The 23,791-nt window shown below is 55.1% G+C and carries 19 protein-coding genes, 4 tRNA genes and 3 rRNA genes; 11 read left to right on the plus strand and 15 right to left on the minus strand.

Annotated features, from left to right (window positions below; all coding sequences use genetic code 11):
* Positions 1-170: 170 nt before the first annotated feature.
* Entirely contained in the window at positions 171-1,010 is an 840-nt protein-coding gene (hpxU, locus tag K6R05_RS14910; protein WP_222924491.1) for a MurR/RpiR family transcriptional regulator HpxU, read from the minus strand.
* A gap of 138 nt (positions 1,011-1,148) precedes the next feature.
* Between hpxU and K6R05_RS14915 the strand changes: the two genes are divergently transcribed.
* The 4 genes from K6R05_RS14915 to hpxZ are packed head-to-tail and all read left to right on the plus strand — an operon-like array spanning position 1,149 to position 4,704.
* Positions 1,149-2,735: a gamma-glutamyltransferase family protein gene (locus tag K6R05_RS14915; RefSeq protein WP_222924493.1), complete on the plus strand. Its 1,587-nt coding sequence runs from the start codon at positions 1,149-1,151 to the stop codon at positions 2,733-2,735.
* Positions 2,736-2,747: 12 nt separating this feature from the next.
* Entirely contained in the window at positions 2,748-2,930 is a 183-nt protein-coding gene (gene hpxX, locus K6R05_RS14920) for an oxalurate catabolism protein HpxX (RefSeq protein WP_222924495.1), read from the plus strand.
* Positions 2,927-4,324, plus strand: coding sequence for an AtzE family amidohydrolase (locus K6R05_RS14925; RefSeq protein ID WP_222924497.1), 1,398 nt, complete (start codon positions 2,927-2,929; stop codon positions 4,322-4,324). Before hpxX ends, K6R05_RS14925 begins: the two co-directional genes overlap by 4 nt.
* Positions 4,324-4,704 (plus strand): oxalurate catabolism protein HpxZ, encoded by a 381-nt coding sequence (gene hpxZ / locus K6R05_RS14930; RefSeq protein ID WP_161734541.1) that lies wholly within the window; start codon positions 4,324-4,326, stop codon positions 4,702-4,704. The genes K6R05_RS14925 and hpxZ overlap by 1 nt, the downstream gene beginning before the upstream one ends.
* 49 nt (positions 4,705-4,753) lie before the next feature.
* Here hpxZ and puuE read toward each other — a convergent pair whose 3' ends face one another.
* From puuE to K6R05_RS14945, 3 genes are read right to left on the minus strand one after another with little or no spacing between them, the layout of a single operon-like run.
* Positions 4,754-5,707 (minus strand): allantoinase PuuE, encoded by a 954-nt coding sequence (gene puuE / locus K6R05_RS14935; RefSeq protein ID WP_161734544.1) that lies wholly within the window; start codon positions 5,705-5,707, stop codon positions 4,754-4,756.
* Positions 5,708-5,741: 34 nt separating this feature from the next.
* The gene (gene hpxA / locus K6R05_RS14940) at positions 5,742-6,473 is read right to left on the minus strand and encodes an allantoin racemase (protein WP_161734546.1); all 732 of its coding nucleotides are present in this window, start codon (positions 6,471-6,473) and stop codon (positions 5,742-5,744) included.
* Complete coding sequence (locus K6R05_RS14945; protein WP_222924499.1) at positions 6,470-7,192, minus strand: GntR family transcriptional regulator; 723 nt, start codon at positions 7,190-7,192, stop codon at positions 6,470-6,472. The genes hpxA and K6R05_RS14945 overlap by 4 nt, the downstream gene beginning before the upstream one ends.
* Before the next feature lie 144 nt (positions 7,193-7,336).
* Between K6R05_RS14945 and K6R05_RS14950 the strand changes: the two genes are divergently transcribed.
* Positions 7,337-8,845: an NCS1 family nucleobase:cation symporter-1 gene (locus K6R05_RS14950; protein WP_222924501.1), complete on the plus strand. Its 1,509-nt coding sequence runs from the start codon at positions 7,337-7,339 to the stop codon at positions 8,843-8,845.
* Between the two features lie 49 nt (positions 8,846-8,894).
* Here K6R05_RS14950 and K6R05_RS14955 read toward each other — a convergent pair.
* Positions 8,895-8,971: transfer RNA gene (locus K6R05_RS14955), tRNA-Asp, on the minus strand.
* A gap of 134 nt (positions 8,972-9,105) precedes the next feature.
* A complete protein-coding gene (gene dnaQ, locus K6R05_RS14960; protein ID WP_013356870.1) occupies positions 9,106-9,837 on the minus strand; it encodes a DNA polymerase III subunit epsilon in 732 nt (243 codons plus the stop codon).
* Between the two features lie 51 nt (positions 9,838-9,888).
* On the opposite strand from dnaQ, the gene rnhA reads away from it, so the two are divergent.
* Positions 9,889-10,356 (plus strand): ribonuclease HI, encoded by a 468-nt coding sequence (gene rnhA, locus K6R05_RS14965; RefSeq protein ID WP_013356869.1) that lies wholly within the window; start codon positions 9,889-9,891, stop codon positions 10,354-10,356.
* On the opposite strand, the gene K6R05_RS14970 is transcribed toward rnhA, so the two are convergent.
* The gene (locus K6R05_RS14970; protein ID WP_150012952.1) at positions 10,338-11,075 is read right to left on the minus strand and encodes a class I SAM-dependent methyltransferase; all 738 of its coding nucleotides are present in this window, start codon (positions 11,073-11,075) and stop codon (positions 10,338-10,340) included. The two genes, rnhA and K6R05_RS14970, sit on opposite strands and share 19 nt — an antisense overlap.
* 42 nt (positions 11,076-11,117) lie before the next feature.
* Between K6R05_RS14970 and gloB the strand changes: the two genes are divergently transcribed.
* Both gloB and mltD read left to right on the plus strand, forming a co-directional pair.
* Complete coding sequence (gloB, locus tag K6R05_RS14975) at positions 11,118-11,873, plus strand: hydroxyacylglutathione hydrolase (RefSeq protein WP_161734558.1); 756 nt, start codon at positions 11,118-11,120, stop codon at positions 11,871-11,873.
* A gap of 71 nt (positions 11,874-11,944) precedes the next feature.
* A complete protein-coding gene (gene mltD / locus K6R05_RS14980; RefSeq protein WP_013356866.1) occupies positions 11,945-13,321 on the plus strand; it encodes a murein transglycosylase D in 1,377 nt (458 codons plus the stop codon).
* Positions 13,322-13,429: 108 nt separating this feature from the next.
* Here the strand turns inward: mltD and K6R05_RS14985 are convergent, their stop codons facing one another.
* Complete coding sequence (locus K6R05_RS14985; protein WP_161734552.1) at positions 13,430-14,221, minus strand: endonuclease/exonuclease/phosphatase family protein; 792 nt, start codon at positions 14,219-14,221, stop codon at positions 13,430-13,432.
* A gap of 263 nt (positions 14,222-14,484) precedes the next feature.
* Between K6R05_RS14985 and yafC the strand changes: the two genes are divergently transcribed.
* On the plus strand, positions 14,485-15,387 hold the full coding sequence (yafC, locus tag K6R05_RS14990) for a DNA-binding transcriptional regulator YafC (RefSeq protein ID WP_222924502.1): 903 nt from the start codon (positions 14,485-14,487) through the stop codon (positions 15,385-15,387).
* A 144-nt stretch (positions 15,388-15,531) separates the two neighbouring features.
* Here the strand turns inward: yafC and K6R05_RS14995 are convergent.
* The 7 genes from K6R05_RS14995 to gmhB form a co-directional block, all read right to left on the minus strand.
* Positions 15,532-15,608, minus strand: a tRNA-Asp gene (locus tag K6R05_RS14995).
* A gap of 87 nt (positions 15,609-15,695) precedes the next feature.
* Positions 15,696-15,811 (minus strand): 5S ribosomal RNA (gene rrf / locus K6R05_RS15000).
* Between the two features lie 91 nt (positions 15,812-15,902).
* Positions 15,903-18,810: ribosomal RNA gene (locus tag K6R05_RS15005) — 23S ribosomal RNA — on the minus strand.
* 207 nt (positions 18,811-19,017) lie between these two features.
* Positions 19,018-19,093 (minus strand) — tRNA-Ala (locus tag K6R05_RS15010).
* A 142-nt stretch (positions 19,094-19,235) separates the two neighbouring features.
* Positions 19,236-19,312: transfer RNA gene (locus K6R05_RS15015), tRNA-Ile, on the minus strand.
* A 73-nt stretch (positions 19,313-19,385) separates the two neighbouring features.
* Positions 19,386-20,927, minus strand: a 16S ribosomal RNA gene (locus tag K6R05_RS15020).
* The 16S, 23S and 5S rRNA genes sit together here with 3 tRNA genes alongside, the layout of an rRNA operon.
* Before the next feature lie 406 nt (positions 20,928-21,333).
* Entirely contained in the window at positions 21,334-21,894 is a 561-nt protein-coding gene (gene gmhB / locus K6R05_RS15025; RefSeq protein ID WP_222924503.1) for a D-glycero-beta-D-manno-heptose 1,7-bisphosphate 7-phosphatase, read from the minus strand.
* Positions 21,895-22,083: 189 nt separating this feature from the next.
* Here gmhB and metN point away from each other — a divergent pair, with 189 nt between their 5' ends.
* Together metN and K6R05_RS15035 are read left to right on the plus strand one after the other, a co-directional pair.
* Positions 22,084-23,115 carry a methionine ABC transporter ATP-binding protein MetN gene (gene metN, locus K6R05_RS15030; RefSeq protein WP_150010669.1) on the plus strand — a complete coding sequence of 344 codons (1,032 nt, stop codon included), beginning with the start codon at positions 22,084-22,086 and terminating at the stop codon, positions 23,113-23,115.
* Positions 23,108-23,761 (plus strand): methionine ABC transporter permease MetI, encoded by a 654-nt coding sequence (locus K6R05_RS15035; protein WP_031375299.1) that lies wholly within the window; start codon positions 23,108-23,110, stop codon positions 23,759-23,761. Before metN ends, K6R05_RS15035 begins: the two co-directional genes overlap by 8 nt.
* Positions 23,762-23,791: the final 30 nt, after the last annotated feature.

Below are 23,791 nucleotides of genomic sequence, written 5' to 3' on the forward strand. Positions count from 1 at the left end.
CGTGAAACAAAAGATTCTTTGACAAGCAATCTGCAACTAATGTGCCAACCCGGGCGGCAACAGAAAAAGGGTTAAGCGACAGAGAGTTCTACGGAAATAGGGCGTAATCGGGGCAATCACGCCGCGGAAGGGGTGTTCTGAAATGGGGCAAAGCACCAAAACGGTGCCTGTTAACGGTGCTCCAGCTCGTCAAACTGCTGGTAAAGGTCGGCGATCTGATGAATCCGCTGGCGTCCCTGTGCCAGCATTTCATGCAGCAGCGCATTGGCGATCAGGTTAACCAGGCTCATGGCGGCACTGTAACTGTCGAAGGCGGAAACGCTGTCGAGCGGCGTACAGAGCTGCCAGCGTGCCAGCGCAATCACCGTCTGCGCCTGTGGCTCACACAGCGCCAGCAGCGGGATGCCAGCCGTCTGCAGCTGCTGCATCAGTGGGCGAATGATGCGCGGACGACGACGAAACGCCATCACAATGACCATATCGTCCGGCGTGATATCCACCAGCTCCTCAGCCAGCGTCTGGCCCGGCTGCGGCAGAATATGCACCTGCGAACGCGCCTGTACCAGCTGCTGTCGCAGATGCAGCGCTACCGGATAGGCGTTGCGCATGCCGATGATAAAGAGACGTTTAGCCTGCGCCAGCTGCTGAATCACCTCGTTAAAGTGCCGGGCATCCAGGCTGTTTACCCACTGCGTCAGATTAGCCATCTCCTGCTTGTAATGACGTGCCAGCAGCGTATTGCCCTGCACCGCATCCCGGTTATCGGTCAGCGGCATGCCGCTCTGGCGCAGGATGCGAAGCTCATCACGCATATCCTTGTACTTCTCATAGCCCAGACGCTTAAACAGTCGACTGACTGTGGCTTTCGACACGCCACTGAGCCGCGCCAGCTCGGCGCTGTTGTAGCTGATCAGATCATCGAAGTGGTCAAACACGAAGTCGGCAATACGCTGCTCCTGCGGAGAGAGCTGGGCATAGTGACTTCTGAGTCGTTCATCAAGCTGTTTCATAAGGCGTCCTGTAACTTTTGTTTCAGCAGAAGCTAGCACAATTTACGCCAGGTTAACCGGTGCATCGTCAGCGGAGCATGAAAACTGGAACAGCTCTTGCTTTGTTATGGGTTCTGTCACCCAAAGAACGAGAAAAAGATGATTCAAAGCAATATGGCCCCGCAGGGGATGGCGGTAACGCCACACCATCTGGCGAGTGAAAGTGCGCTCGCGGTGCTGCGTGATGGCGGTAATGCCATTGAAGCGATGGTAGCCGCTGCCGCGACTATCGCTGTGGTCTATCCGCACATGAACGGACTGGGCGGCGATGGCTTCTGGCTGATTCTGCCGCCCGGCGGCGGCCCTGTCGCTATCGACGCCAGCGGTGCCGCCGGTTCGCTGGCTCACCGCGATTTTTACGCCGATCACCCGAAGATCCCCCATCGTGGGCCGAAAGCGGCGCTGACGGTGGCCGGTACGGTCAGCGGCTGGCAGGAGGCCCTGACGCTCTCTGCGGAGATGGGCACCCCGCCACTGCCGCTGGCCCGTCTGCTGCGGGATGCGATTCGCTACGCCGCCGACGGCATTCCGGTGAGCGCCTCACAGACCGCCGCGACCACGAACTTCCGCAGTGAGTTGCAGCATCAGCCCGGCTTTAGTGCCCATTTTATGCCCGACGGCGATGTGCCGCAGCCGGGCAGCCGTTTTACCCAGCCCGCGCTAGCGAATACCCTGAGCCAGCTCACCGAAGAGGGACTCGACAGCTTTTATCGCGGTCCGCTGGCTCACCATATGGCCGACGAGATGGCGACGCTGGGCATGCCGGTGACGCTGTCCGATCTGCAGCAGCATCGCGCCCGTCGCACGACTCCGCTGCATCTCGCCCACAGCGAAGGCGACATCTGGAATATCGCTCCGCCGACCCAGGGCGTCGTGTCGCTGGCGATCCTCGGCATCACCGATCGCCTGGAGATGGCCGAGGCTGACGACGCACAGACGGTGCACCGCATCGTTGAAGCCACCAAAAAAGCCTTTGCCCTGCGCGACAAACACATCACCGATCCGCGTCACGTCACCGAAGATTTGCAGGCGCTGCTGGAAAGCGATCACCTCGCCACGCTCGCCAGCCAGATCGCCGATGGCGAGGCCGCCGCCTGGGGCAGCGGACGCGGACCGGGCGATACGGTCTGGATGGGCGTAATGGAAAGCAGCGGTCTGGCTGTCTCTTTTATTCAGAGCATCTATCACGAGTTTGGCAGTGGTGTGGTGCTGCCCGGCACGGGCGTTACCTGGCAGAACCGGGGCGCGGCGTTCAGCCTCGACCCTGAGCATCTGCTGGCCCTTGCGCCCGGCAAGCAGCCATTTCATACCCTGAATCCCGCCGCCGCACGGCTGAAAGATGGCCGGACAATGGTGTATGGCGCGATGGGCGGCGATGGACAGCCGCAGACCCAGGCGGCGATTTTCACCCGCCATGTGATTCAGGGCCTGCCGCTGCAACAGGCGGTCAGTGCGCCGCGCTGGCTGCTGGGCCGTACCTGGGGGCAATCGTCAGACTCGCTGAAACTGGAAGGCCGCTTTGACGATGAAACGGTATTGATGCTGCGTCTGTGGGGCCATGAGGTGGAAATGCTGCCGGATTTCAGCGAATCCGTGGGCCATGCGGGCGCGATTGTGCGCCACAGCAACGGCATGTTCGAGGGCGCAAGCGATCCGCGCAGTAACGGCAGCGCCGCCGGTTTTTAACAGGAGCGAATCATGAATCAACACGAGTGGGCCAGCTACATCGGCCATATGGAGCAGATCCTGCAACTGGAACTGGATGACGCCCGCCGCGCTGAACTGCTGATCCAGCTGTCGCGTATCGCGGTGATGGCTGCGCCGCTGATGGCGTTTCCGCTGGATGATCGACTGGAAGTGGCAGGAGTATACCAGGCATGAGATTAGGTGACGTTTCAATTCAGACGCTGCAACAGGCTATCCAGCAGGGTGAGATCAGCGCACTGGAAGTGGCGAAGCGCACGCTGCAGGCAGTTGAGCAGCATAATCCGGCGCTGAATGCCTGGACGGAGGTCACCGGGCCGCGCATGTTAAAAGAGGCCAGCGCCATTGATGCGCAGCGGCAGCGTGGCGAAAAGCTGCCCCCGCTGGCGGGCATCCCGTATGCGGTGAAAAACCTGTTTGATGTGGCGGGTCACAGCACGCTGGCCGGTGCCAGCCTGTTCCGCGATCGCCCTGCGGCACAGGCCGATGCGTTTGCCGTCGGAAAACTGCGGCATGCTGGCGCGCTGCTGTCGGGCATGCTGAACATGGATGCCTACGCGTATGGTTTTACCACCGAAAACAGCCATTATGGTGCGACCCACAATCCGCGCGATCTCAGCCGCGTGGCGGGCGGTTCGTCAGGCGGTTCGGCCGCCGCGGTAGCCGCCGGGCTGGTCCACTTTTCGCTCGGCACCGACACCAACGGTTCGATTCGGGTGCCCGCGTCGCTGTGCGGTATTTTTGGTCTTAAGCCGACCTTTGGCCGGTTATCTCGCAGCGGCAGTCATCCGTTTGTTGCCAGCCTCGATCACATCGGGCCGCTGGCGCGGCGGGTTGAAGACCTGGCGCTGGTATATGATCTGTTACAGGGCGCAGACCACACCGATACGTTTCAGGCCGATCGTCCGGTGGCCGCGACGCTGCCGGGGCTGTCACTGGGCAGCGAAGGATTACGCTGCGGCGTGCTGGGTGGCTTTTTTGCCCGCTGGTGCGATGAGGATGCCCGCGCTGCCGTCGCGGTGGTTGCGGCAGCGCTTGAAGCCCAGGAAGAGGTGCTGATGCCGGACGCAGAGGTGGCCCGCTCGGCGGCGTTTATCATGACCGCCGCAGAAGGTGGCAATCACTATCTCCCTGCCCTGCGTCAGATACCGGAGCAGTTTGAACCAAACTCCCGTGAGCGTCTGCTGGCGGGTGCCATGATGCCAGGTGCCTGGTACGTGCAGGCGCAGCGCTTCCGTCGTCATTTCCAGCAGCAGGTGTTACCGCTGTTTGATCGCTTCGATGTGCTGATCGCGCCGGCGACGCCCTGCAGCGCGATCACTATCGGTCAGCAGACCCTGACGATTCAGGGCGAATCGCTGCCTGCTAAGGCGAGCATGGGGATGCTGACGCAGCCGATCTCCTTCCTGGGATTACCGGTCTGTACCGTGCCGCTGGCGACCCGAAGTGGTCTGCCGATTGGATTACAGCTTATCGCCCGTCCGTTTAACGAAGAGGCGGTGTTACGTGCCGCCTGGACACTGGAACAATGCGGCATCACGATGCCGCAAATCAATATGGCAGGAGCCTGATGAACAGAGAGATTAATTTACCGCAGGTGCTTACCGAGGTGACGGCGCAGTTTTATCGCTACGAGCAGGCGCTGGTCAGCAATGATGTGGCCGAACTGGATGCCCTGTTCTGGCACGACCCGCGAACCGTGCGCCTTGGCGCGGGTGAGAACCTGTATGGCATTGATGAGATTCGGGCCTTCCGTGCCGCGCGTCCGTCAGCCGGGCTGAACCGGACGCTGCGCAACACCGTGATTACCACTTTTGGTGAGAATTATGCGGTCTGCAGCACTGAATTTACCCGCACCGGTAGCGATAAAATTGGCCGTCAGCAGCAGACCTGGGTGCGAATGCCCCACGGCTGGTGCATCGTGGCGGCGCAGGTCAGTCTGATGAGCTGACACTGTCCGGCGCTTCGCCCGCTCAACAGGGGCAAGCGCCGGAACCGGCTTACGGTGCCGGGTGCGTGGTGATCCAGTGGTCGGCGATCTGCTGGCGGGTACAGATCCAGACATCGTCATGCTGCTGGATGTGATCAAGGAAGTTCTGCAGCGCGCGGAATTTGCCAGGACGGCCCAGCAGGCGACAATGCATGCCGATCGACATCATCTTCGGCGCGGTTTCACCCTCTTCATACAGCACATCGAACGTATCACGCAGATAGGTAAAGAACTGTTCGGCGGTGTTAAACCCCTGCGGCGAGGCAAAGCGCATGTCGTTGCACTCCAGGGTATAGGGGATAATCAGGTGCGGTTTCACCGTGCCATCCTGACAGGTGACCTGGGTCCAGAACGGCAGATCGTCGCCGTAGTAGTCGCTGTCGTAGCTGAAACCGCCCTGCTCCACCACCAGCCGACGGGTGTTCGGGCTGTCGCGGCCGGTGTACCAGCCGGTCGGCGCTTTACCAAACAGATCCACCAGCACATCGACCGCCTGCTGCATATGCTGACGTTCAGTTTTTGCATCCATACCCTGATAGTGGATCCAGCGCCAGCCGTGGCTGACCACATCGTAATCCGCCTGTTTAATCGCCTCAACGACTTCCGGATGACGTGCCAGCGCCATCGCCACGCCAAACACGGTTAATGGCAGACCGCGTTTCTGAAATTCATTGTGGATGCGCCAGAATCCGGCGCGGGAGCCGTACTCATACAGCGACTCCATCGACATGTGCCGATCGGTATAGCTCGCTGCACCGATGATATCGGAGAGAAACTGCTCCGAGCCGGCATCGCCATGCAGCACGCTGTTTTCAGCGCCTTCTTCGTAGTTCAGAACAAACTGCACCGCCACACGGCTGTTGTTGGGCCAGGCGGCGTGTGGCGGATTAGCGCCATAACCGATTAAATCGCGCGGATAGTTTTTGTTAAAGCTGTACTCTTTCTTCTCTGCAGCGTCAGTCATCACTGGCTTCCTTTCTGGATTCGGGAAAGTTCCGTTAGTTTAGATGCTGAAACGCACCTGAGAGAGGTTTCTGCAAAGGCCAGGCCAGATCGCCATGTTTGCTGGTGCCAAAGCCAAGCGCCACCAGCGATTCGACCATTTTTACTGCTGCACTGACACCATCGATCACTGGCAGGCCCAGTTCCTGGGTCAGTGAAGCAGCCAGCGTCGCCATTCCGCCACAGCCCAGCACAATCGCCCCGCTGCCATCTTCCCGCTTCGCCTGAATGCAGCGCTGCCGCACTTTTTCCTGCGCCAGGCCGCTGCCATCCTCCAGTGCCAGTACTGGCAGATCGATGGCATGCAGCGCGGCACAGTGATGGGTAAAGCCATACTGCTGCAGCAGATGACGCGCAATCACCAGGGTGCGCGGCAGCGTGGTGACAATAGAGAAACGCGTCGCCAGCAGCGTGGCGGTGTGCATCGCCGCTTCCGCAATGCCAATCACCGGTCCGCTGGCCAGCTCACGTGCTGCCAGTAAACCCGGATCGCCAAAGCAGGCGATGACGTGACCGCTGACGCCCTGTTCCCTGCCGAGCCTGATCTGCTCCAGCACACCGATGGCGGCGATCGCCTCATCGAAGTGGCCTTCAATGGAGGGCACACCCTGCGACGGCGAAACCGCCAGAATTTCGGTACCCGGCGCGGCGACGGCACGGGCGGCCTGGCCGATGGTTTCGGTCATCGCCAGGCTGGTGTTGGGGTTAATCACCTGAATCAGACTCATGAGGCAGCTCCAGAGTTTGCGGCAAACAGTCGGGAGAAATCGGGCAGGGTTTCCCCGCTGCGCTCAAAGTGCAGGCTGGAGACGATATGCTCAAAGTGATGTTGTAGCGCCTGCGTCAGCGGTTCCTGCGCGCGCGCGCGCAGTAACTTCAGCAGATTGTCGTGATCGTCACAGCGGCAGCCGCGCTGCCAGGGCGCGCCATAGGCGGCGATCACCAGCGAGGAGCGCTGCGTCAGGCTGGTCACCATGCCGGTAAGCACCTGATTGCCGGAGATCGCCTGCAGCTGGATATGAAATGCCGCAGAGAGCCGGATCGCTGCCGGACCATCCTGATCGGCAAGCGCCTGGTTCTCCTGCTCGATGAGCTGCTCCAGCGCCACCAGATGGGGAGGCTGCAGATGCGCCAGTACCGCGGGCAGATTAGCGCACTCCATTAAACTGCGGGTTGAGAAGATGTCCCGCGCCTCTTCAACTCCGGGTGTCGCCACCTGCGCACCACGTTTGGGCGTCAGCGTCACCATCTGCACCGCCGCGAGGCGTTGCAGCACTTTACGGATGCCGGTGCGGCTTACACCAAAGACCCCGGAAAGGGCCTCTTCCGGCAATTTGCTGCCCGGCGGTAGCTGATGTTCAACAATGGCGTTCATTAACGCCTGATAGATCCCTTCATCCTTATCCTGCAGCCTGGTGGCGTCTCGCTGGCCTGTTTTACTCGTCATTACCTGCTCCGGTCACTCGCTGTGTGCTACATATCGTATACGTGAAAATTAAATATTGTATACAAGAAAAGAGATCTGGCCTGAATCCTGCAATACCGTCCTACCAGATTATTCATTCCACTTTCAGGTACAGGAGCAGGTTTCATGCCAAATCAATCAACGGTGGCCAGCACGGCCTCTGAAGCCAGTGCCCATTACAGCCCACGGCTCTGTAACGACGACCTGGCACCGACACGCGATCAGAACTGGTCGTGGTACAACATTTTCTCTTTCTGGATGTCCGATGTGCACAGTATGGGCGGCTATGTGGTGGCCGCCAGTTTCTTCACGCTGGGACTAGCCAGCTGGCAGGTGTTGCTTTGCCTGCTCGCCGGGATCTGCATCGTGCAGATCTGTGCGAATCTGGTGGCGAAACCGAGCCAGATGGCGGGCGTGCCTTATGCGGTGATTTGCCGTCAGGCGTTTGGCGTATTTGGTGCCAATATTCCAGCAGTCATTCGCGGGCTAATCGCCTTCGCCTGGTATGGCATCCAGACTTATCTGGCGGCGAACGCCCTGATGCTGGTGCTGCTGAAGTTCGTGCCTTCTCTGACGTCGATGACCGTGCCGCACTGGCTGGGCCTGTCGCTGCTGGGCTGGTGCTGTTTCGGGGTGATGTGGTTACTGCAGGCGATGGTGTTCTGGCACGGCATGAACGCCATTAAACGGTTTATCGATGTCGCTGGACCAGCGGTTTATGTGGTGATGGTCGCGCTGGCGGGCTGGATTGTATACAAGACCGGCTTTGACGGGATCTCCTTTACCCTGGCAAGCAAATCGCTGACCGCGGGCGAGCAAACGTGGCAGATGATTACGGCCACGGCGTTGGTGGTCTCCTACTTCTCCGGGCCGCTGCTGAACTTCGGTGACTTTTCACGCTACGGCAAGAACATGTCAGAGATTCGCCGCGGCAACCGCTGGGGCCTGCCGTTTAACTTCCTGCTGTTCTCTGTGGTGACGGTGGTGATTGTGTCAGGCACGCAGTCGCTGTTTGGCAAAATAATTACCGATCCCATCGAAACCGTGAGCATGGTTGGCAACGATCTGGCCGTTGCGATCGGTCTGCTGACCATGATTACTGCCACTATCGGCATCAATATCGTGGCGAATTTCGTTTCACCCGCTTTTGACTTCTCCAACTGTTCACCGCAGAAAATCAGCTTCCGTACTGGTGGCATGATCGCTGCCGTTGGCTCGGTGCTGTTAACACCATGGAACCTGTTCCAGTCGCCTGAGCTGATTCACTACACGCTGGATGTGCTGGGATCGTTTATCGGGCCGCTGTTCGGGATTCTGCTGACCGATTTCTATCTGATTAAACGTGGACATATTTCGGTCGACGATCTGTTTAACGACACACCTGCAGGCCGTTACTGGTATCGCGGTGGCTTTAACCCTAAAGCGATTGGCGCGCTGCTGCCGTCGGTGGCAATTTGCCTGGTGATTAGCTTTATCCCTTCCCTGCATCAGGTAGCGAACTTCAGCTGGTTTATTGGTGCCGGTCTGGCGGCAGGCTGCTATCGCTTTATCGCCCGTGAAGATCGCGAGGCGGAGGATGTGACCCGCTGGCATAGCGAGGGAATGGCGCAGAAGAAGCAAGCCGCGGCTGAATAGCAGACAGCAAAAAGCCGATTCATTTCTGAATCGGCTTTTTTAAAGAGATTGGCGGAACGGACGGGGCTCGAACCCGCGACCCCCTGCGTGACAGGCAGGTATTCTAACCAACTGAACTACCGCTCCGCGCTTTGTTCCCCGTCGGGAACGAGGCGCATAGTAATGGCAGCCTGTTACGGCGTCAATGCTTTTTCCGACCGAACAGATCGTTTGCTGTTTTTTTCAGCTTGCCGCTGATTTTCTCAACAAAATCACGCAATTCAGCCGCGCCACAGACAGCTGCCGCCTTTTTTCATCACCAGATCCAGACGGGATTCATGAGCAACCACCTCTTCTTCGCTGGCCGTGACCACACGCAGTGCAGAAGCGGGACGCACGATGCGCTGGATGCTCTCTCCCTGAGCCTGTCGGGCGCTTTCACTCTCCGATAAAAAGGAGAGAGAGGTCTGCCCGCCGGTCATGGTCAGGAACACTTCTGCCAGAATCTCGGCATCGAGCAGTGCGCCGTGCAGGGTTCGTTTGGTGTTGTCTATTTCGTAACGTGAGCAGAGCGCATCAAGGCTGTTACGCTTGCCGGGAAACATTCGACGCGCCAGTGCCAGGCTGTCGGTAATTTTGCAGAAGGTTTCGGTTTTCTCAATGCCGCGATTCAGCTTTGAAAATTCGTAATCCATAAAGCCGATATCAAACGGCGCGTTATGGATGACTAATTCGGCACCGCGAATATAGTCGAGAAACTCATCGGCGATTTCGCTGAACGCGGGCTTGTCGGCCAGAAACTCATCCGCAATCCCATGTACACCAAAAGCTTCAGGATCGACCAGCCGATCGGGCTTGAGATACATATGGAAATTGTTGCCGGTCAGGCGACGGTTAATCACCTCTACCGCACCAATCTCAATGATGCGGTGCCCCTCATAATGTACCCCGATCATATTCATGCCGGTGGTTTCAGTATCGAGAACGATCTGGCGGTTATTTGCAGTGCTCATAAGACCCGTTTTATGTCAGACTTGGCGCTTTTGAGAGGAAGTCTACCAGAGATGCGCAAACAGGTAGAAATATTCACCGATGGATCCTGTCTTGGAAATCCCGGTCCCGGCGGTTACGGGGCGATTTTACGCTACGGTCAGCATGAGAAAACCTTTAGCGCGGGCTATTACCTTACCACTAACAACCGGATGGAGCTGATGGCGGCGATTGTCTCGCTTGAAGCGCTGACCCAGCCGTGCGATGTGGTGCTCAGCACCGACAGTCAGTATGTGCGTCAGGGGATCACCAGCTGGATCCATAACTGGAAAAAGCGTGGCTGGAAAACCGCCGATAAAAAGCCGGTGAAGAATGTCGATCTCTGGCAGCGTCTCGACTTAGCCCTCAGTACCCATAAGATTCAGTGGGAGTGGGTTAAAGGCCATGCCGGACACCCGGAAAACGAGCGCTGCGATGTGCTGGCCCGCAGCGCGGCGGAAAATCCTGCTTTTGAGGATATCGGCTATAAAGCCGAGTCCTGATCCTCTGCTTTCCGGAACTGACGTGTGGCATTGACCGTCTGACGAATCTTGCTGGTACTCAGGCTCTTCTTTGCCCGGGTCGGCAGCAGCGGGAAGGTTCGCTTGCGCGCCACCACAATATTCAGACACCCCAGCGCCGGTAAGTGGGCGCTGATCAGTTTCCCGCCCTGCTGATGCCATGGCAGCACCTGAAATCGGGTGCGGTAGACCACCTCATAATTCAATAGTCCCAGCCAGTCGAGCAATCGCATCTGGCTGAACATCCGCCCGCTCCAGGGGGCTTTACGAGTTAATCCCGGTACCATTTTACTGACACCGAGCAGGCTGAAAGGATTGAAGCCGCTGATGATCATCCAGCCATCGTCGATTAATACCCTGTCTACTTCGCGTAACACCCGGTGAGGATCCTGACTCCAGGCAAGCGTATGGGCAAGCAGACAGGCATCAATCGATTTCGACTCAAACGGCAATTGCATCGGGTCAGCCCGCACCTGTAATAGCTCGCCTTCGCTGCCCACATTGACCTGATGTGAAATAGCACAGTTTTCGGTGTTGATTTCTGCGCTGAGGTTGCCAAGCTTAAGCATATGAAAGCCATAAAGCTTTCCGAGATAAGGCTGAAGCTGCTGCGTTAGCGCGTCGCGGAAATAATCTCCCCACGGCATGTTACGCCAGGACAGCGGTGCGTTCAGAACCTGGCGTGATTTAGCGGGCTTCATGCTTTACGCTCTTCCTTTTCCTACGACCTGCGAGAGGTGATGATGAATCTTACCAGTATTCCTGCGTTGCAGGACAACTACATCTGGACGCTGAATGATGATGAGGGTAAATGCCTGATCGTTGATCCCGGCGAAGCTCAGCCAGTGTTAGAAAAAATGGCGTCAAACGGCTGGCAGCCAGTCGCCATTCTGTTGACTCACCACCATAACGACCATACGGGCGGCGTGAAAACATTATGTGAGCACTTCCCTGACCTTGAGGTTTACGGCCCTCGGGAAACCGAAGCGAAAGGGGCCAGGACGATAGTCAGCGAAGGCGATAAAGTCACCGTACTGGGCCTGACCTTCAGAGTGATCCATACTCCTGGTCACACTTTAGGACATATCTCATATTACAGCTCGCCTTATCTTTTCTGTGGCGACACTCTCTTTTCAGGCGGGTGCGGACGCCTTTTTGAAGGCACTCCAGAGCAGATGTATGATTCCTTTCAAAAGCTTAACCAGCTACCAGGTGAGACTTTAGTCTGCTGTGCGCATGAATATACTTTATCCAATCTGAAGTTTGCTGCGGCTATTCTGCCCCATGACCCGCAAATAACGGCCGAATACCAGAAAATTAAGGACTTACGCGCCGAAAATGGCATTACTTTGCCAACAAAACTGGCGCACGAACGGTCAATAAATTTATTTCTTCGTACGCAAGATATTGATTTACAAAGGGCATTAAACGTTAACATTACTGATGAACCAGTATGGCGGACATTTGCCGTTCTACGCGAGAAGAAAGACGCTTTTTGATTTTTCGGGTTGTGTTGTGAAAAGTCGTCACGTATAGTTGCTCGTCTTTTAAGCGAACTATTGACACACACATGAAGGCTAAAGCGATCTTACTCGCCTCAGTCTTGCTGGTAGGATGTCAGGCGTCCAGGAACGATGCCAATATCCCCGAACAGCATGCACAGAGTCTGTCTTCAGCTGGTCAAGGTGAAAATGGAAAGTACGGAGACGAGTTTTTGTCGCCGCGATGGCAGGAAGATGGAACTGGCCTCGCAGCAGACGCAGATCTCTGGAGTTTCATTAGTGACGAGTTGAAGATGGGGATTCCGGAAAACCCGGCAATCCGCGAACAAAAAAGTAAATTTTTAAAAAATAAGAGCTATCTCCACGATGTAACATTACGGGCAGAGCCGTACATGTACTGGATAGTCGAGCAGATACAGAAACGTAAAATGCCGATGGAACTGGTACTGCTACCCATAGTGGAGAGCGCTTTTGACCCTCGCGCAACCTCATCCGCCAATGCCGCTGGTATCTGGCAGATTGTTGCAGCTACGGGTCGAAACTATGGTTTGAAACAAAACCAGTATTACGATGGGCGACGTGATGTAGTCGCATCCACGAAAGTTGCGCTGGATATGATGCAGCGTCTTAATACCATGTTTGACGGTGACTGGTTACTGACCATTGCTGCTTACAACAGTGGTGAAGGACGGGTGCTCAAAGCGATTAAGCAGAATAAGGCGCGCGGTAAGCCGACTGACTTCTGGCATTTATCGCTGCCACGCGAAACCACCGTGTATGTGCCTAAAATGTTAGCCTTGAGTGAACTGCTCAAAAATAACAAGCGTTACGGTATCAAACTGCCGACACCGAATGAAAGTCGTGCTCTGGCACGAGTGGAAGTGGGTCAGCAGATACAGCTGACGCAGGCTGCCGAAATGGCGGGTATGTCGCTCACGAAACTGAAGAGCTTCAATACCGGCTACAAAGGCGGTGCAACAGCGCCAAACGGCCCGCACTACATTATGGTGCCAAAGTCGAACGTCGCGAAATTGCGTAACTCACTGGCCTCCGGTGACATCGCAGCGGTACAGCCTGTGCAGCTTGCGAAAGCCAGCGCGAGTGGCGGGTACAAAGTGCGACGGGGTGATACGCTTTCGGGTATCGCCGCTAAACTTGGCGTTAGCGTCTCGACACTGAAGCAGGAAAACAACCTGCGCGGTGCTGATATCCGACCGGGTCAGACGCTGACCATCGGTTCGAACGGCACCCGACTGGCTGATAACGGCAACAGCATCACCTATCGTGTTCGTAAGGGTGATTCTCTTGACAGTATTGCCCGTCATCACGGCGTCAATATCAAAGACGTGATGCGCTGGAACAGTGTGCTGGACAGTGCGAAAGATATTCAGCCCGGCGATAACTTAACGCTGTTTGTGAATAATAACGCTACACCTGATACCTGATACGTTGAAAAGGCTGACAATTGTCAGCCTTTTTCTTTCATCCATCTGCCACGATTTACTCATTACCCTGCCCGCTTCTTCTTCTGCAGGCACATTCAATGCACCGGATTAGCTTCCTGAGCTAAACTCCACCAGTAACGGGTTATGATCGGAAGCGCGCGTCACCAGTACGGATGCCTCACTCACTCTGAGATCGCGATAGAAGACGAAATCCAGCGGGCGACCAAACGCTTTGCGGCGATGATCGGCCGTAAACATCACCTCTTCCAGCTTCATCCGCTGTGCAAACCGGTAGAGCGCATTGATGCGCTGACGGCTCCAGGCATTGAAATCCCCGGCCATGATGACCGGTCCCTGATGATGCATGATCTGCTCGCCGATAGGCCCCAGCTGTTTACTGTAGACGTCGACACCCAGGCTGAAGTTAACCGCATGGATGTTAACCACCATCAGCATTTCTCCCGCAGGCAGAGGATAAGCCGTAACCAGCGCCGATTTTGACAGCCTCAGCAGAGGCTCACGTTCGCGTAAGGGGCAACAATAGACCGGATGGGCAGAAGCGAGGGTCATTACGCCAGAGGGATGCTGAGGCAGCACAAAGGCAGGCACCTGATCGGCAGCCAGATAATTACTGGTGGCAAACTGCACCAGTTCAGGTGTGGTCTGCGCTTCCTGCAGTAACACCAGATGGGCATCCTTACCAAATCCTTCCAGCACTGACATCCAGTCTGCACGCTGCTGCTTGAAGATATTCCATACCAGAACTTTAAGGTTTGGATGCGCGGGCAACGGTGCGCCGGGTGGCAGTGCCTGGCCGAGATGGAGCATCGCGCCAGGTGGAAAAATCTGCTCCACTGGTTGTCCTGCTACATATCGCATTGCATAAGTTTTTTTACGCACTTTCCCGCCTGGCTGATAATTCAAAAATACAGTTAACACCTGTCTGTTATAGGGATTCTAGACCGATGTTTCAATGGATGCAGGTGAATGTCAGAATTCATCACGCTTTTCCAGAATAAGGCGTTACTTTAAGCTCGCTAAGCTAAACGAGGCAGAACCTGGCCACATCAACGGTGTCATCATTGAGGACGCCTGTACTGGAGTTATGCCAGTATAATCGTCCATAAAATAGCTAAATATCTGCGACATGACAGGGAGGAAGAATGAAGGCATCTTCTGACGAACTCAAAGTGTTTGTCAGTGTAGTAAAGAGTGGAAGTTTCAGCCGCGCTGCTGAGCAGTTGCAGATGGCTAATTCTGCCGTCAGCAGAACCATAAAAAAACTGGAAAACAAGCTGGGCATTGCTCTGCTAACCCGTACCACGCGACAGCTGGCACTTACGCAGGAAGGTGAACGCTATTTCCGCCATGTTCAGCATTTTTTGCAGGAGATGACGACCGCAGAAAGCGATTTGATAGAAAGCTTACAGGAGCCCAAAGGGTTACTGCGCGTTGATGCCGCGACACCGGTTATTCTGCATTTGCTGATGCCGATGGTTAAGCCCTTTCGCCAGCGCTATCCCGGGGTGACGCTTTCGTTAATCTCATCTGAGAGTTTTATCAATCTGATTGAACGGAAAGTGGATATTGCGATTCGTGCTGGCAATCTCACGGACTCAACACTACGCGCCAGATTACTGTTCAATAGTTTTCGCAAAGTTGTCGCCTCCCCTGCCTATCTCCATGAGCACGGTGTCCCACAAAAGGTGACCGATCTGGATAACCATCATTGCCTTGGCTTCGAAGAGTCCCCGAGGCTCAATCGCTGGCCCATTGCACGTGAAAGCGGCGAACTTTATGACATCGACTGGGCTATCTCTTCGAATAGCGGAGAGACAATTAAGCAGCTCTGTCTTACCGGCAATGGGATTGCCTGCCTGTCAGACTATATGATTGATCGTGAGGTCGCGGAGGGATCACTGGTGGAAGTGCTGGCCGATCAGCGTCTGCCGGTCGAGATGCCCTTCAATGCGGTCTACTACAGCGATATCGGAGTAAGCCAGCGTGTGCGGGCTTTTATCGATTTTCTCAGTGAGTGGACAGCTGCGCAGCCGTGGCGCACGTGACATCTATAAGAGCAGGCCTTATCGGGGTCTGTTGCTACAGTATGATCCTGGAGATCGAAGATAATCAGCGCGGATACTTTTTCCGCGATGAATTTGCTGCAATGGAAAAAGCCCTGACCGTTAAGTCAGGGCTTTCCAATTAAGTGGCGGAACGGACGGGGCTCGAACCCGCGACCCCCTGCGTGACAGGCAGGTATTCTAACCAACTGAACTACCGCTCCACCGATTCTTTCACGCTTATCAGCAACCGGCTGATAACCGCCTGTTCCCGTTATTTTCCCTGTCAGAGGAAAAGGAACAAATTTGATGCCTGGCAGTTCCCTACTCTCGCATGGGGAGGCCCCACACTACCATCGGCGCTACGGCGTTTCACTTCTGAGTTCGGCATGGGGTCAGGTGGGACCACCGCGCTAAAGCCGCCAGGCAAATTCTGTCTCCGCGCCGCCCGTAAGGCCGCGCAGAATATCCGGAACAGGGCTGAAAATCGTGTCTCTCAAAAACGCCTCTGGCGTTGTAAGGTTAAGCCTCACGGGTCATTAGTACCGGTTAGCTCAACGCATCGCTGCGCTTACACACCCGGCCTATCAACGTCGTAGTCTTCAACGTCCCTTCAGGACTCTCAAGGAGTCAGGGAGAACTCATCTCGGGGCAAGTTTCGTGCTTAGATGCTTTCAGCACTTATCTTTTCCGCACTTAGCTACCGGGCAGTGCCATTGGCATGACAACCCGAACACCAGTGGTGCGTTCACTCCGGTCCTCTCGTACTAGGAGCAACCCCCCTCAATTCTCCAGCGCCCACGGCAGATAGGGACCGAACTGTCTCACGACGTTCTAAACCCAGCTCGCGTACCACTTTAAACGGCGAACAGCCGTACCCTTGGGACCTACTTCAGCCCCAGGATGTGATGAGCCGACATCGAGGTGCCAAACACCGCCGTCGATATGAACTCTTGGGCGGTATCAGCCTGTTATCCCCGGAGTACCTTTTATCCGTTGAGCGATGGCCCTTCCATTCAGAACCACCGGATCACTATGACCTGCTTTCGCACCTGCTCGAGCCGTCACTCTCGCAGTCAAGCCAGCTTATGCCATTGCACTAACCTCACGATGTCCGACCGTGATTAGCTGACCTTCGTGCTCCTCCGTTACTCTTTAGGAGGAGACCGCCCCAGTCAAACTACCCACCAGACACTGTCCGCAGCCCGGATAACGGGCCTACGTTAGAACATCAAACATTAAAGGGTGGTATTTCAAGGTTGGCTCCACGCAGACTGGCGTCCGCGCTTCAAAGCCTCCCACCTATCCTACACATCAAGGCTCAATGTTCAGTGTCAAGCTGTAGTAAAGGTTCACGGGGTCTTTCCGTCTTGCCGCGGGTACACTGCATCTTCACAGCGAGTTCAATTTCACTGAGTCTCGGGTGGAGACAGCCTGGCCATCATTACGCCATTCGTGCAGGTCGGAACTTACCCGACAAGGAATTTCGCTACCTTAGGACCGTTATAGTTACGGCCGCCGTTTACCGGGGCTTCGATCAAGAGCTTCTCCTTGCGGATAACCCCATCAATTAACCTTCCGGCACCGGGCAGGCGTCACACCGTATACGTCCACTTTCGTGTTTGCACAGTGCTGTGTTTTTAATAAACAGTTGCAGCCAGCTGGTATCTTCGACTGGCTTCGGCTCGGGGAGTAAATCCCTCCACCTACGCGCCAGCGTGCCTTCTCCCGAAGTTACGGCACCATTTTGCCTAGTTCCTTCACCCGAGTTCTCTCAAGCGCCTTGGTATTCTCTACCTGACCACCTGTGTCGGTTTGGGGTACGATTCTGTGTTACCTGATGCTTAGAGGCTTTTCCTGGAAGCTGGGCATTTATCACTTCAGCACCGTAGTGCCTCGTCGTCACGCCTCAGCGTTAATAAGGGACCGGATTTACCTGGACCCTCCGCCTACACGCTTAAACCGGGACAACCGTCGCCCGGCTGATATAGCCTTCTCCGTCCCCCCTTCGCAGTAACACCGAGTACAGGAATATTAACCTGTTTCCCATCGACTACGCCTTTCGGCCTCGCCTTAGGGGTCGACTCACCCTGCTCCGATTAACGTTGAACAGGAACCCTTGGTCTTCCGGCGAGCGGGCTTTTCACCCGCTTTATCGTTACTTATGTCAGCATTCGCACTTCTGATACCTCCAGCATGCCTCACAGCACACCTTCGACGGCTTACAGAACGCTCCCCTACCCAACAACACATAGTGTCGCTGCCGCAGCTTCGGTGCATGGTTTAGCCCCGTTACATCTTCCGCGCAGGCCGACTCGACCAGTGAGCTATTACGCTTTCTTTAAATGATGGCTGCTTCTAAGCCAACATCCTGGCTGTCTGTGCCTTCCCACATCGTTTCCCACTTAACCATGACTTTGGGACCTTAGCTGGCGGTCTGGGTTGTTTCCCTCTTCACGACGGACGTTAGCACCCGCCGTGTGTCTCCCGTGATAACATTCTCCGGTATTCGCAGTTTGCATCGGGTTGGTAAGCCGGGATGGCCCCCTAGCCGAAACAGTGCTCTACCCCCGGAGATGAGTTCACGAGGCGCTACCTAAATAGCTTTCGGGGAGAACCAGCTATCTCCCGGTTTGATTGGCCTTTCACCCCCAGCCACAGGTCATCCGCTAATTTTTCAACATTAGTCGGTTCGGTCCTCCAGTTAGTGTTACCCAACCTTCAACCTGCCCATGGCTAGATCACCGGGTTTCGGGTCTATACCCTGCAACTTAACGCCCAGTTAAGACTCGGTTTCCCTGCGGCTCCCCTATACGGTTAACCTTGCTACAGAATATAAGTCGCTGACCCATTATACAAAAGGTACGCAGTCACCCCCGTAAAGAGGGCTCCCACTGCTTGTACGTACACGGTTTCAGGTTCTGTTTCACTCCCCTCGCCGGGGTTCTTTTCGCCTTTCCCTCACGGTACTGGTTCACTATCGGTCAGTCAGGAGTATTTAGCCTTGGAGGATGGTCCCCCCATATTCAGACAGGATACCACGTGTCCCGCCTTACTCATCGAGCTCACAGCGCGTGTGCTTTTGTGTACGGGAGTATCACCCTGTACCCTGCGACTTTCCAGACGCTTCCACTAACACACATGCTGATTCAGGCTCTGGGCTGCTCCCCGTTCGCTCGCCGCTACTGGGGGAATCTCGGTTGATTTCTTTTCCTCGGGGTACTTAGATGTTTCAGTTCCCCCGGTTCGCCTTGCAGCACTATGTATTCATGCTGCAATGATGCACAGAGTGCACCGGGTTTCCCCATTCGGACATCGACGGCTGTAGCGGTTCATATCACCTTACCGTCGCTTTACGCAGATTAGCACGTCCTTCATCGCCTCTGACTGCCTGGGCATCCACCGTGTACGCTTAGTCGCTTAACCTCACAACCCACAGGCGTTTTGCAACGCTGCAGACTGCAAGCATTTGAGAGACTCGAACGTGCCGCGTTTTTCATTCTTATTACGGAGAATGAAAGCGACACGTCGTTTCAATTTTCAGCTTGTTCCGGATTGTTAAAGAGCATAATACTTCGCAGCACACCGTTGCCGGTACGCTCTGAAGTATTCAGAAAAAACAGATAAACGGTATGGTGGAGCTAAGCGGGATCGAACCGCTGACCTCCTGCGTGCAAGGCAGGCGCTCTCCCAGCTGAGCTATAGCCCCATACAGTTACTGCAGAGACCGCTACTACCACTCAACCGAGTACACTTCGTAAGAAATGCAATTCGTGCTCAGGCAGGGCATGTTTCCGCGCAGCATAGTGAACTATGCGAGCCGGAGACATAACGCAGCGTGAGTGCGAATTTGGTAGGCCTGAGTGGACTTGAACCACCGACCTCACCCTTATCAGGGGTGCGCTCTAACCACCTGAGCTACAAGCCTGTAGAGGTTTTTTCTGCTCGTTACTTTTTATCAGACAATCTGTGTGGACACTGCGCCGGAAGGTATCTTCAGGTAAGGAGGTGATCCAACCGCAGGTTCCCCTACGGTTACCTTGTTACGACTTCACCCCAGTCATGAATCACAAAGTGGTAAGCGCCCTCCCGAAGGTTAAGCTACCTACTTCTTTTGCAACCCACTCCCATGGTGTGACGGGCGGTGTGTACAAGGCCCGGGAACGTATTCACCGTGGCATTCTGATCCACGATTACTAGCGATTCCGACTTCACGGAGTCGAGTTGCAGACTCCGATCCGGACTACGACGCACTTTGTGAGGTCCGCTTGCTCTCGCGAGGTCGCTTCTCTTTGTATGCGCCATTGTAGCACGTGTGTAGCCCTACTCGTAAGGGCCATGATGACTTGACGTCATCCCCACCTTCCTCCGGTTTATCACCGGCAGTCTCCTTTGAGTTCCCGACCGAATCGCTGGCAACAAAGGATAAGGGTTGCGCTCGTTGCGGGACTTAACCCAACATTTCACAACACGAGCTGACGACAGCCATGCAGCACCTGTCTCACGGTTCCCGAAGGCACTGAGGCATCTCTGCCAGATTCCGTGGATGTCAAGAGTAGGTAAGGTTCTTCGCGTTGCATCGAATTAAACCACATGCTCCACCGCTTGTGCGGGCCCCCGTCAATTCATTTGAGTTTTAACCTTGCGGCCGTACTCCCCAGGCGGTCGACTTAACGCGTTAGCTCCGGAAGCCACTCCTCAAGGGAACAACCTCCAAGTCGACATCGTTTACGGCGTGGACTACCAGGGTATCTAATCCTGTTTGCTCCCCACGCTTTCGCACCTGAGCGTCAGTCTTTGTCCAGGGGGCCGCCTTCGCCACCGGTATTCCTCCAGATCTCTACGCATTTCACCGCTACACCTGGAATTCTACCCCCCTCTACAAGACTCAAGCCTGCCAGTTTCAAATGCAGTTCCCAGGTTAAGCCCGGGGATTTCACATCTGACTTAACAGACCGCCTGCGTGCGCTTTACGCCCAGTAATTCCGATTAACGCTTGCACCCTCCGTATTACCGCGGCTGCTGGCACGGAGTTAGCCGGTGCTTCTTCTGCGGGTAACGTCAATCGGCGCGGTTATTAACCGCACCGCCTTCCTCCCCGCTGAAAGTACTTTACAACCCGAAGGCCTTCTTCATACACGCGGCATGGCTGCATCAGGCTTGCGCCCATTGTGCAATATTCCCCACTGCTGCCTCCCGTAGGAGTCTGGACCGTGTCTCAGTTCCAGTGTGGCTGGTCATCCTCTCAGACCAGCTAGGGATCGTCGCCTAGGTGGGCCATTACCCCGCCTACTAGCTAATCCCATCTGGGTTCATCCGATAGTGAGAGGCCCGAAGGTCCCCCTCTTTGGTCTTGCGACGTTATGCGGTATTAGCCACCGTTTCCAGTGGTTATCCCCCTCTATCGGGCAGATCCCCAGACATTACTCACCCGTCCGCCACTCGTCACCCAAGGAGCAAGCTCCTCTGTGCTACCGTCCGACTTGCATGTGTTAGGCCTGCCGCCAGCGTTCAATCTGAGCCATGATCAAACTCTTCAATTTAAGTTTGATTTGCTTAAACAAGTTAAGCGGTGCTCATCTGTAAAACGTCATAATGAATTTCATTATGTGTTCACTCGTGAGGCTTTGATATTTTTGTGCGTCCAAAGACGCTGATATCAATCCTGCGAGTGCCCACACAGATTGTCTGATAAATTGTTAAAGAGCAGTGCGAACAGTGCGTTAGCGTCCTGTCGCGAGGTGGCGTATATTACGCTTTCCTCCTGCAGAGTCAACCTCTATTTCAGAAGTTTTCTCCGGCGGCGCAGTCTCCTGTGCCTCTTAACCCGTCATCCCGTTGCCGGTTTGCCGTGTCAGTGGAGGCGCATTATAGGGAACGGCTCAGATAGCGCAAGTGCAAATTGAGACTTTTTTGCTGTTCGTCTGAAATTTGCACAAAAGCGCCGTTTTAGCCCTGTTTAATGCGTGCTGGCAGCTCTGCCAGGCTATTAATCACCCAGTCTGCTGCAGCTTCGCCTTCGGCCGTGACGGGTTTACCACTACGCACCAGCACTTTGGTGCCAACGCCCGCAGCCTTTCCTGCCAGCATATCTTCCAGCTTGTCACCCACCATATAAGAAGCAGCCATATCAATATGCAGCTCTTCCTGTGCAGTCAGCAGCATGCCTGGCTGTGGCTTACGGCAATCACATTCCTGACGGAATTCTTCTACGTTTGCTTCAGGATGGTGAGGACAGAAATAAATGCCATCAAGATCGACGTCGCGATCGGCCAGCGACCAGTCCATCCACTCTGTCAGACGCATAAAGGTATCTTCGGTAAACATACCGCGCGCTATGCCAGATTGATTGGTCACGACCACCAGTGCATATCCCATTGCCTTCAGTTTTTGCAGCGCTTCAATTGTGCCGTCAATAAACTGGAAGTCATCAATCTCATGGACATAGCCACTATCGACATTAAGGGTGCCATCACGATCAAGAAAAATAGCGGGGACTTTATTCGCCACGTAGAAACTCCTGCTGTAAAAATTGCCGATCAGTATCGCATGATTGCTATAAAAGGGAGAATGTCAGATTGAATCACTTCCATTGATTTAGACGTCTGGATGCCTTAACATCCATCCAGCTTTTATAGCGACTAAAAGTGACGAGGCTTCCCACACCACGGACAACGCAACACGATAATTAATAACATAATGATTAAACTAGAAAATATTACTAAAGTGTTTCAGCAGGGCTCGCGGACTATTCCGGCATTAACGGATGTCAGTCTGCACGTGCCTGCCGGACAGATTTATGGCGTTATCGGCGCTTCCGGTGCCGGTAAAAGTACATTGATTCGTTGCGTGAATCTGCTGGAGCGGCCTACTTCGGGTCGCGTACTGGTTGACGGAGCCGATCTGACTGCACTTAATGAACGTCAGTTAACCCAGGCGCGCCGCCAGATTGGCATGATATTCCAGCACTTTAACCTGATGAACTCACGCACCGTTGCGGGCAACGTTTCTCTGCCACTGGAACTCGGTAATCTCTCCCGCGCCCAGATCAACGCTCGTGTCACTGAGCTGCTGGAACTGGTGGGATTGTCTGATAAGCATGATGCCTGGCCTGCAAATCTCTCAGGCGGTCAGAAGCAGCGTGTCGCGATTGCCCGTGCGCTGGCCAGTAATCCCAAGGTTCTGCTGTGTGATGAAGCCACCAGCGCACTGGATCCCGCTACAACCCGCTCTATTCTGGAGTTGCTGAAAGATATCAACCGCCGCCTTGGGCTGACGATTCTCCTGATCACTCATGAGATGGATGTGGTGAAACGCATCTGCGATCAGGTTGCGGTCATCAGTCACGGTGAGTTAATCGAGAAAGACAGCGTCAGTGAGGTGTTCTCACACCCTAAGACGCCTCTGGCGCAGCAGTTTATTCAGTCTACCCTGCATCTGGATATCCCGGATGATTACCAGCAGCGTCTTTCAGCCACTGCCACTGAAGGCACCGTGCCGCTGCTGCGGCTGGAATTCACCGGTAAATCGGTTGATGCGCCACTGCTTTCCGAAGCGGCCCGCCGTTACAACGTGAATAACAACATTATCAGTGCCCAGATGGATTACGCCGGTGGTGTGAAGTTCGGCATTATGCTGGCCGAAATGCATGGCGCAGAGAGCGATACGCGCGAGGCGATAGCCTGGCTGAAAGAGAATCATGTGAAAGTAGAGGTGTTAGGTTATGTCTGAAGCGATGATGTGGTTGCTGGGACGAGGCGTATGGGAAACGCTGATGATGACCTTCGTCTCTGGCTTTTTCGGTTTTGTACTAGGCCTGCCGGTCGGCGTTTTACTTTATGTCACCCGTCCGGGCCAGATTCTGCAGAATCAGGGGCTGTACCGCGTGCTCTCCGCGCTGGTGAATATCTTCCGCTCCATACCTTTCATTATCTTACTGGTCTGGATGATTCCTTTTACCCGCGTTATCGTCGGCACCTCCATTGGACTGCAGGCAGCTATCGTTCCGCTGACCGTCGGCGCTGCACCGTTTATTGCGCGTATGGTTGAAAACGCCTTGCTGGAACTGCCTACCGGCCTGATCGAAGCCTCGCGTGCCATGGGTGCAACGCCAATGCAGATCATCCGTAAGGTCCTGTTGCCGGAAGCGATGCCAGGCCTGGTGAATGCGGCAACCATTACCCTGATTACGCTGGTCGGTTACTCCGCCATGGGTGGCGCAGTGGGTGCCGGTGGTCTGGGTCAGATCGGTTATCAGTATGGTTATATCGGATACAACGCCACGGTGATGAATACGGTATTGGTGTTGTTAGTGGTTTTGGTGTATCTCATTCAATTCTGTGGCGACCGCATCGTGCGTGCAGTGTCCCATAAGTAAGCCAGCAATCTCACATTATTAAGAAGGAAA

This window comes from Pantoea alfalfae, from assembly GCF_019880205.1.
Classification (GTDB): Bacteria; Pseudomonadota; Gammaproteobacteria; order Enterobacterales; family Enterobacteriaceae; genus Pantoea; species Pantoea alfalfae.

Bases quoted from the DNA above. Each gene is read 5' to 3' on its own strand.
- gloB (WP_161734558.1), top strand. From the start codon at position 11,118: ATGAATCTTACCAGTATTCCTGCGTTGCAGGACAACTACATCTGGACG.
- hpxZ (WP_161734541.1), top strand. From the start codon at position 4,324: ATGAACAGAGAGATTAATTTACCGCAGGTGCTTACCGAGGTGACGGCG.
- dnaQ (WP_013356870.1), bottom strand. From the start codon at position 9,837: ATGAGCACTGCAAATAACCGCCAGATCGTTCTCGATACTGAAACCACC.
- K6R05_RS14950 (WP_222924501.1), top strand. From the start codon at position 7,337: ATGCCAAATCAATCAACGGTGGCCAGCACGGCCTCTGAAGCCAGTGCC.
- yafC (WP_222924502.1), top strand. From the start codon at position 14,485: ATGAAGGCATCTTCTGACGAACTCAAAGTGTTTGTCAGTGTAGTAAAG.
- puuE (WP_161734544.1), bottom strand. From the start codon at position 5,707: ATGACTGACGCTGCAGAGAAGAAAGAGTACAGCTTTAACAAAAACTAT.
- mltD (WP_013356866.1), top strand. From the start codon at position 11,945: ATGAAGGCTAAAGCGATCTTACTCGCCTCAGTCTTGCTGGTAGGATGT.
- hpxA (WP_161734546.1), bottom strand. From the start codon at position 6,473: ATGAGTCTGATTCAGGTGATTAACCCCAACACCAGCCTGGCGATGACC.
- K6R05_RS14945 (WP_222924499.1), bottom strand. From the start codon at position 7,192: ATGACGAGTAAAACAGGCCAGCGAGACGCCACCAGGCTGCAGGATAAG.
- hpxU (WP_222924491.1), bottom strand. From the start codon at position 1,010: ATGAAACAGCTTGATGAACGACTCAGAAGTCACTATGCCCAGCTCTCT.
- K6R05_RS14915 (WP_222924493.1), top strand. From the start codon at position 1,149: ATGATTCAAAGCAATATGGCCCCGCAGGGGATGGCGGTAACGCCACAC.
- K6R05_RS14925 (WP_222924497.1), top strand. From the start codon at position 2,927: ATGAGATTAGGTGACGTTTCAATTCAGACGCTGCAACAGGCTATCCAG.
- K6R05_RS15035 (WP_031375299.1), top strand. From the start codon at position 23,108: ATGTCTGAAGCGATGATGTGGTTGCTGGGACGAGGCGTATGGGAAACG.
- metN (WP_150010669.1), top strand. From the start codon at position 22,084: ATGATTAAACTAGAAAATATTACTAAAGTGTTTCAGCAGGGCTCGCGG.
- hpxX (WP_222924495.1), top strand. From the start codon at position 2,748: ATGAATCAACACGAGTGGGCCAGCTACATCGGCCATATGGAGCAGATC.
- K6R05_RS14970 (WP_150012952.1), bottom strand. From the start codon at position 11,075: ATGAAGCCCGCTAAATCACGCCAGGTTCTGAACGCACCGCTGTCCTGG.
- rnhA (WP_013356869.1), top strand. From the start codon at position 9,889: ATGCGCAAACAGGTAGAAATATTCACCGATGGATCCTGTCTTGGAAAT.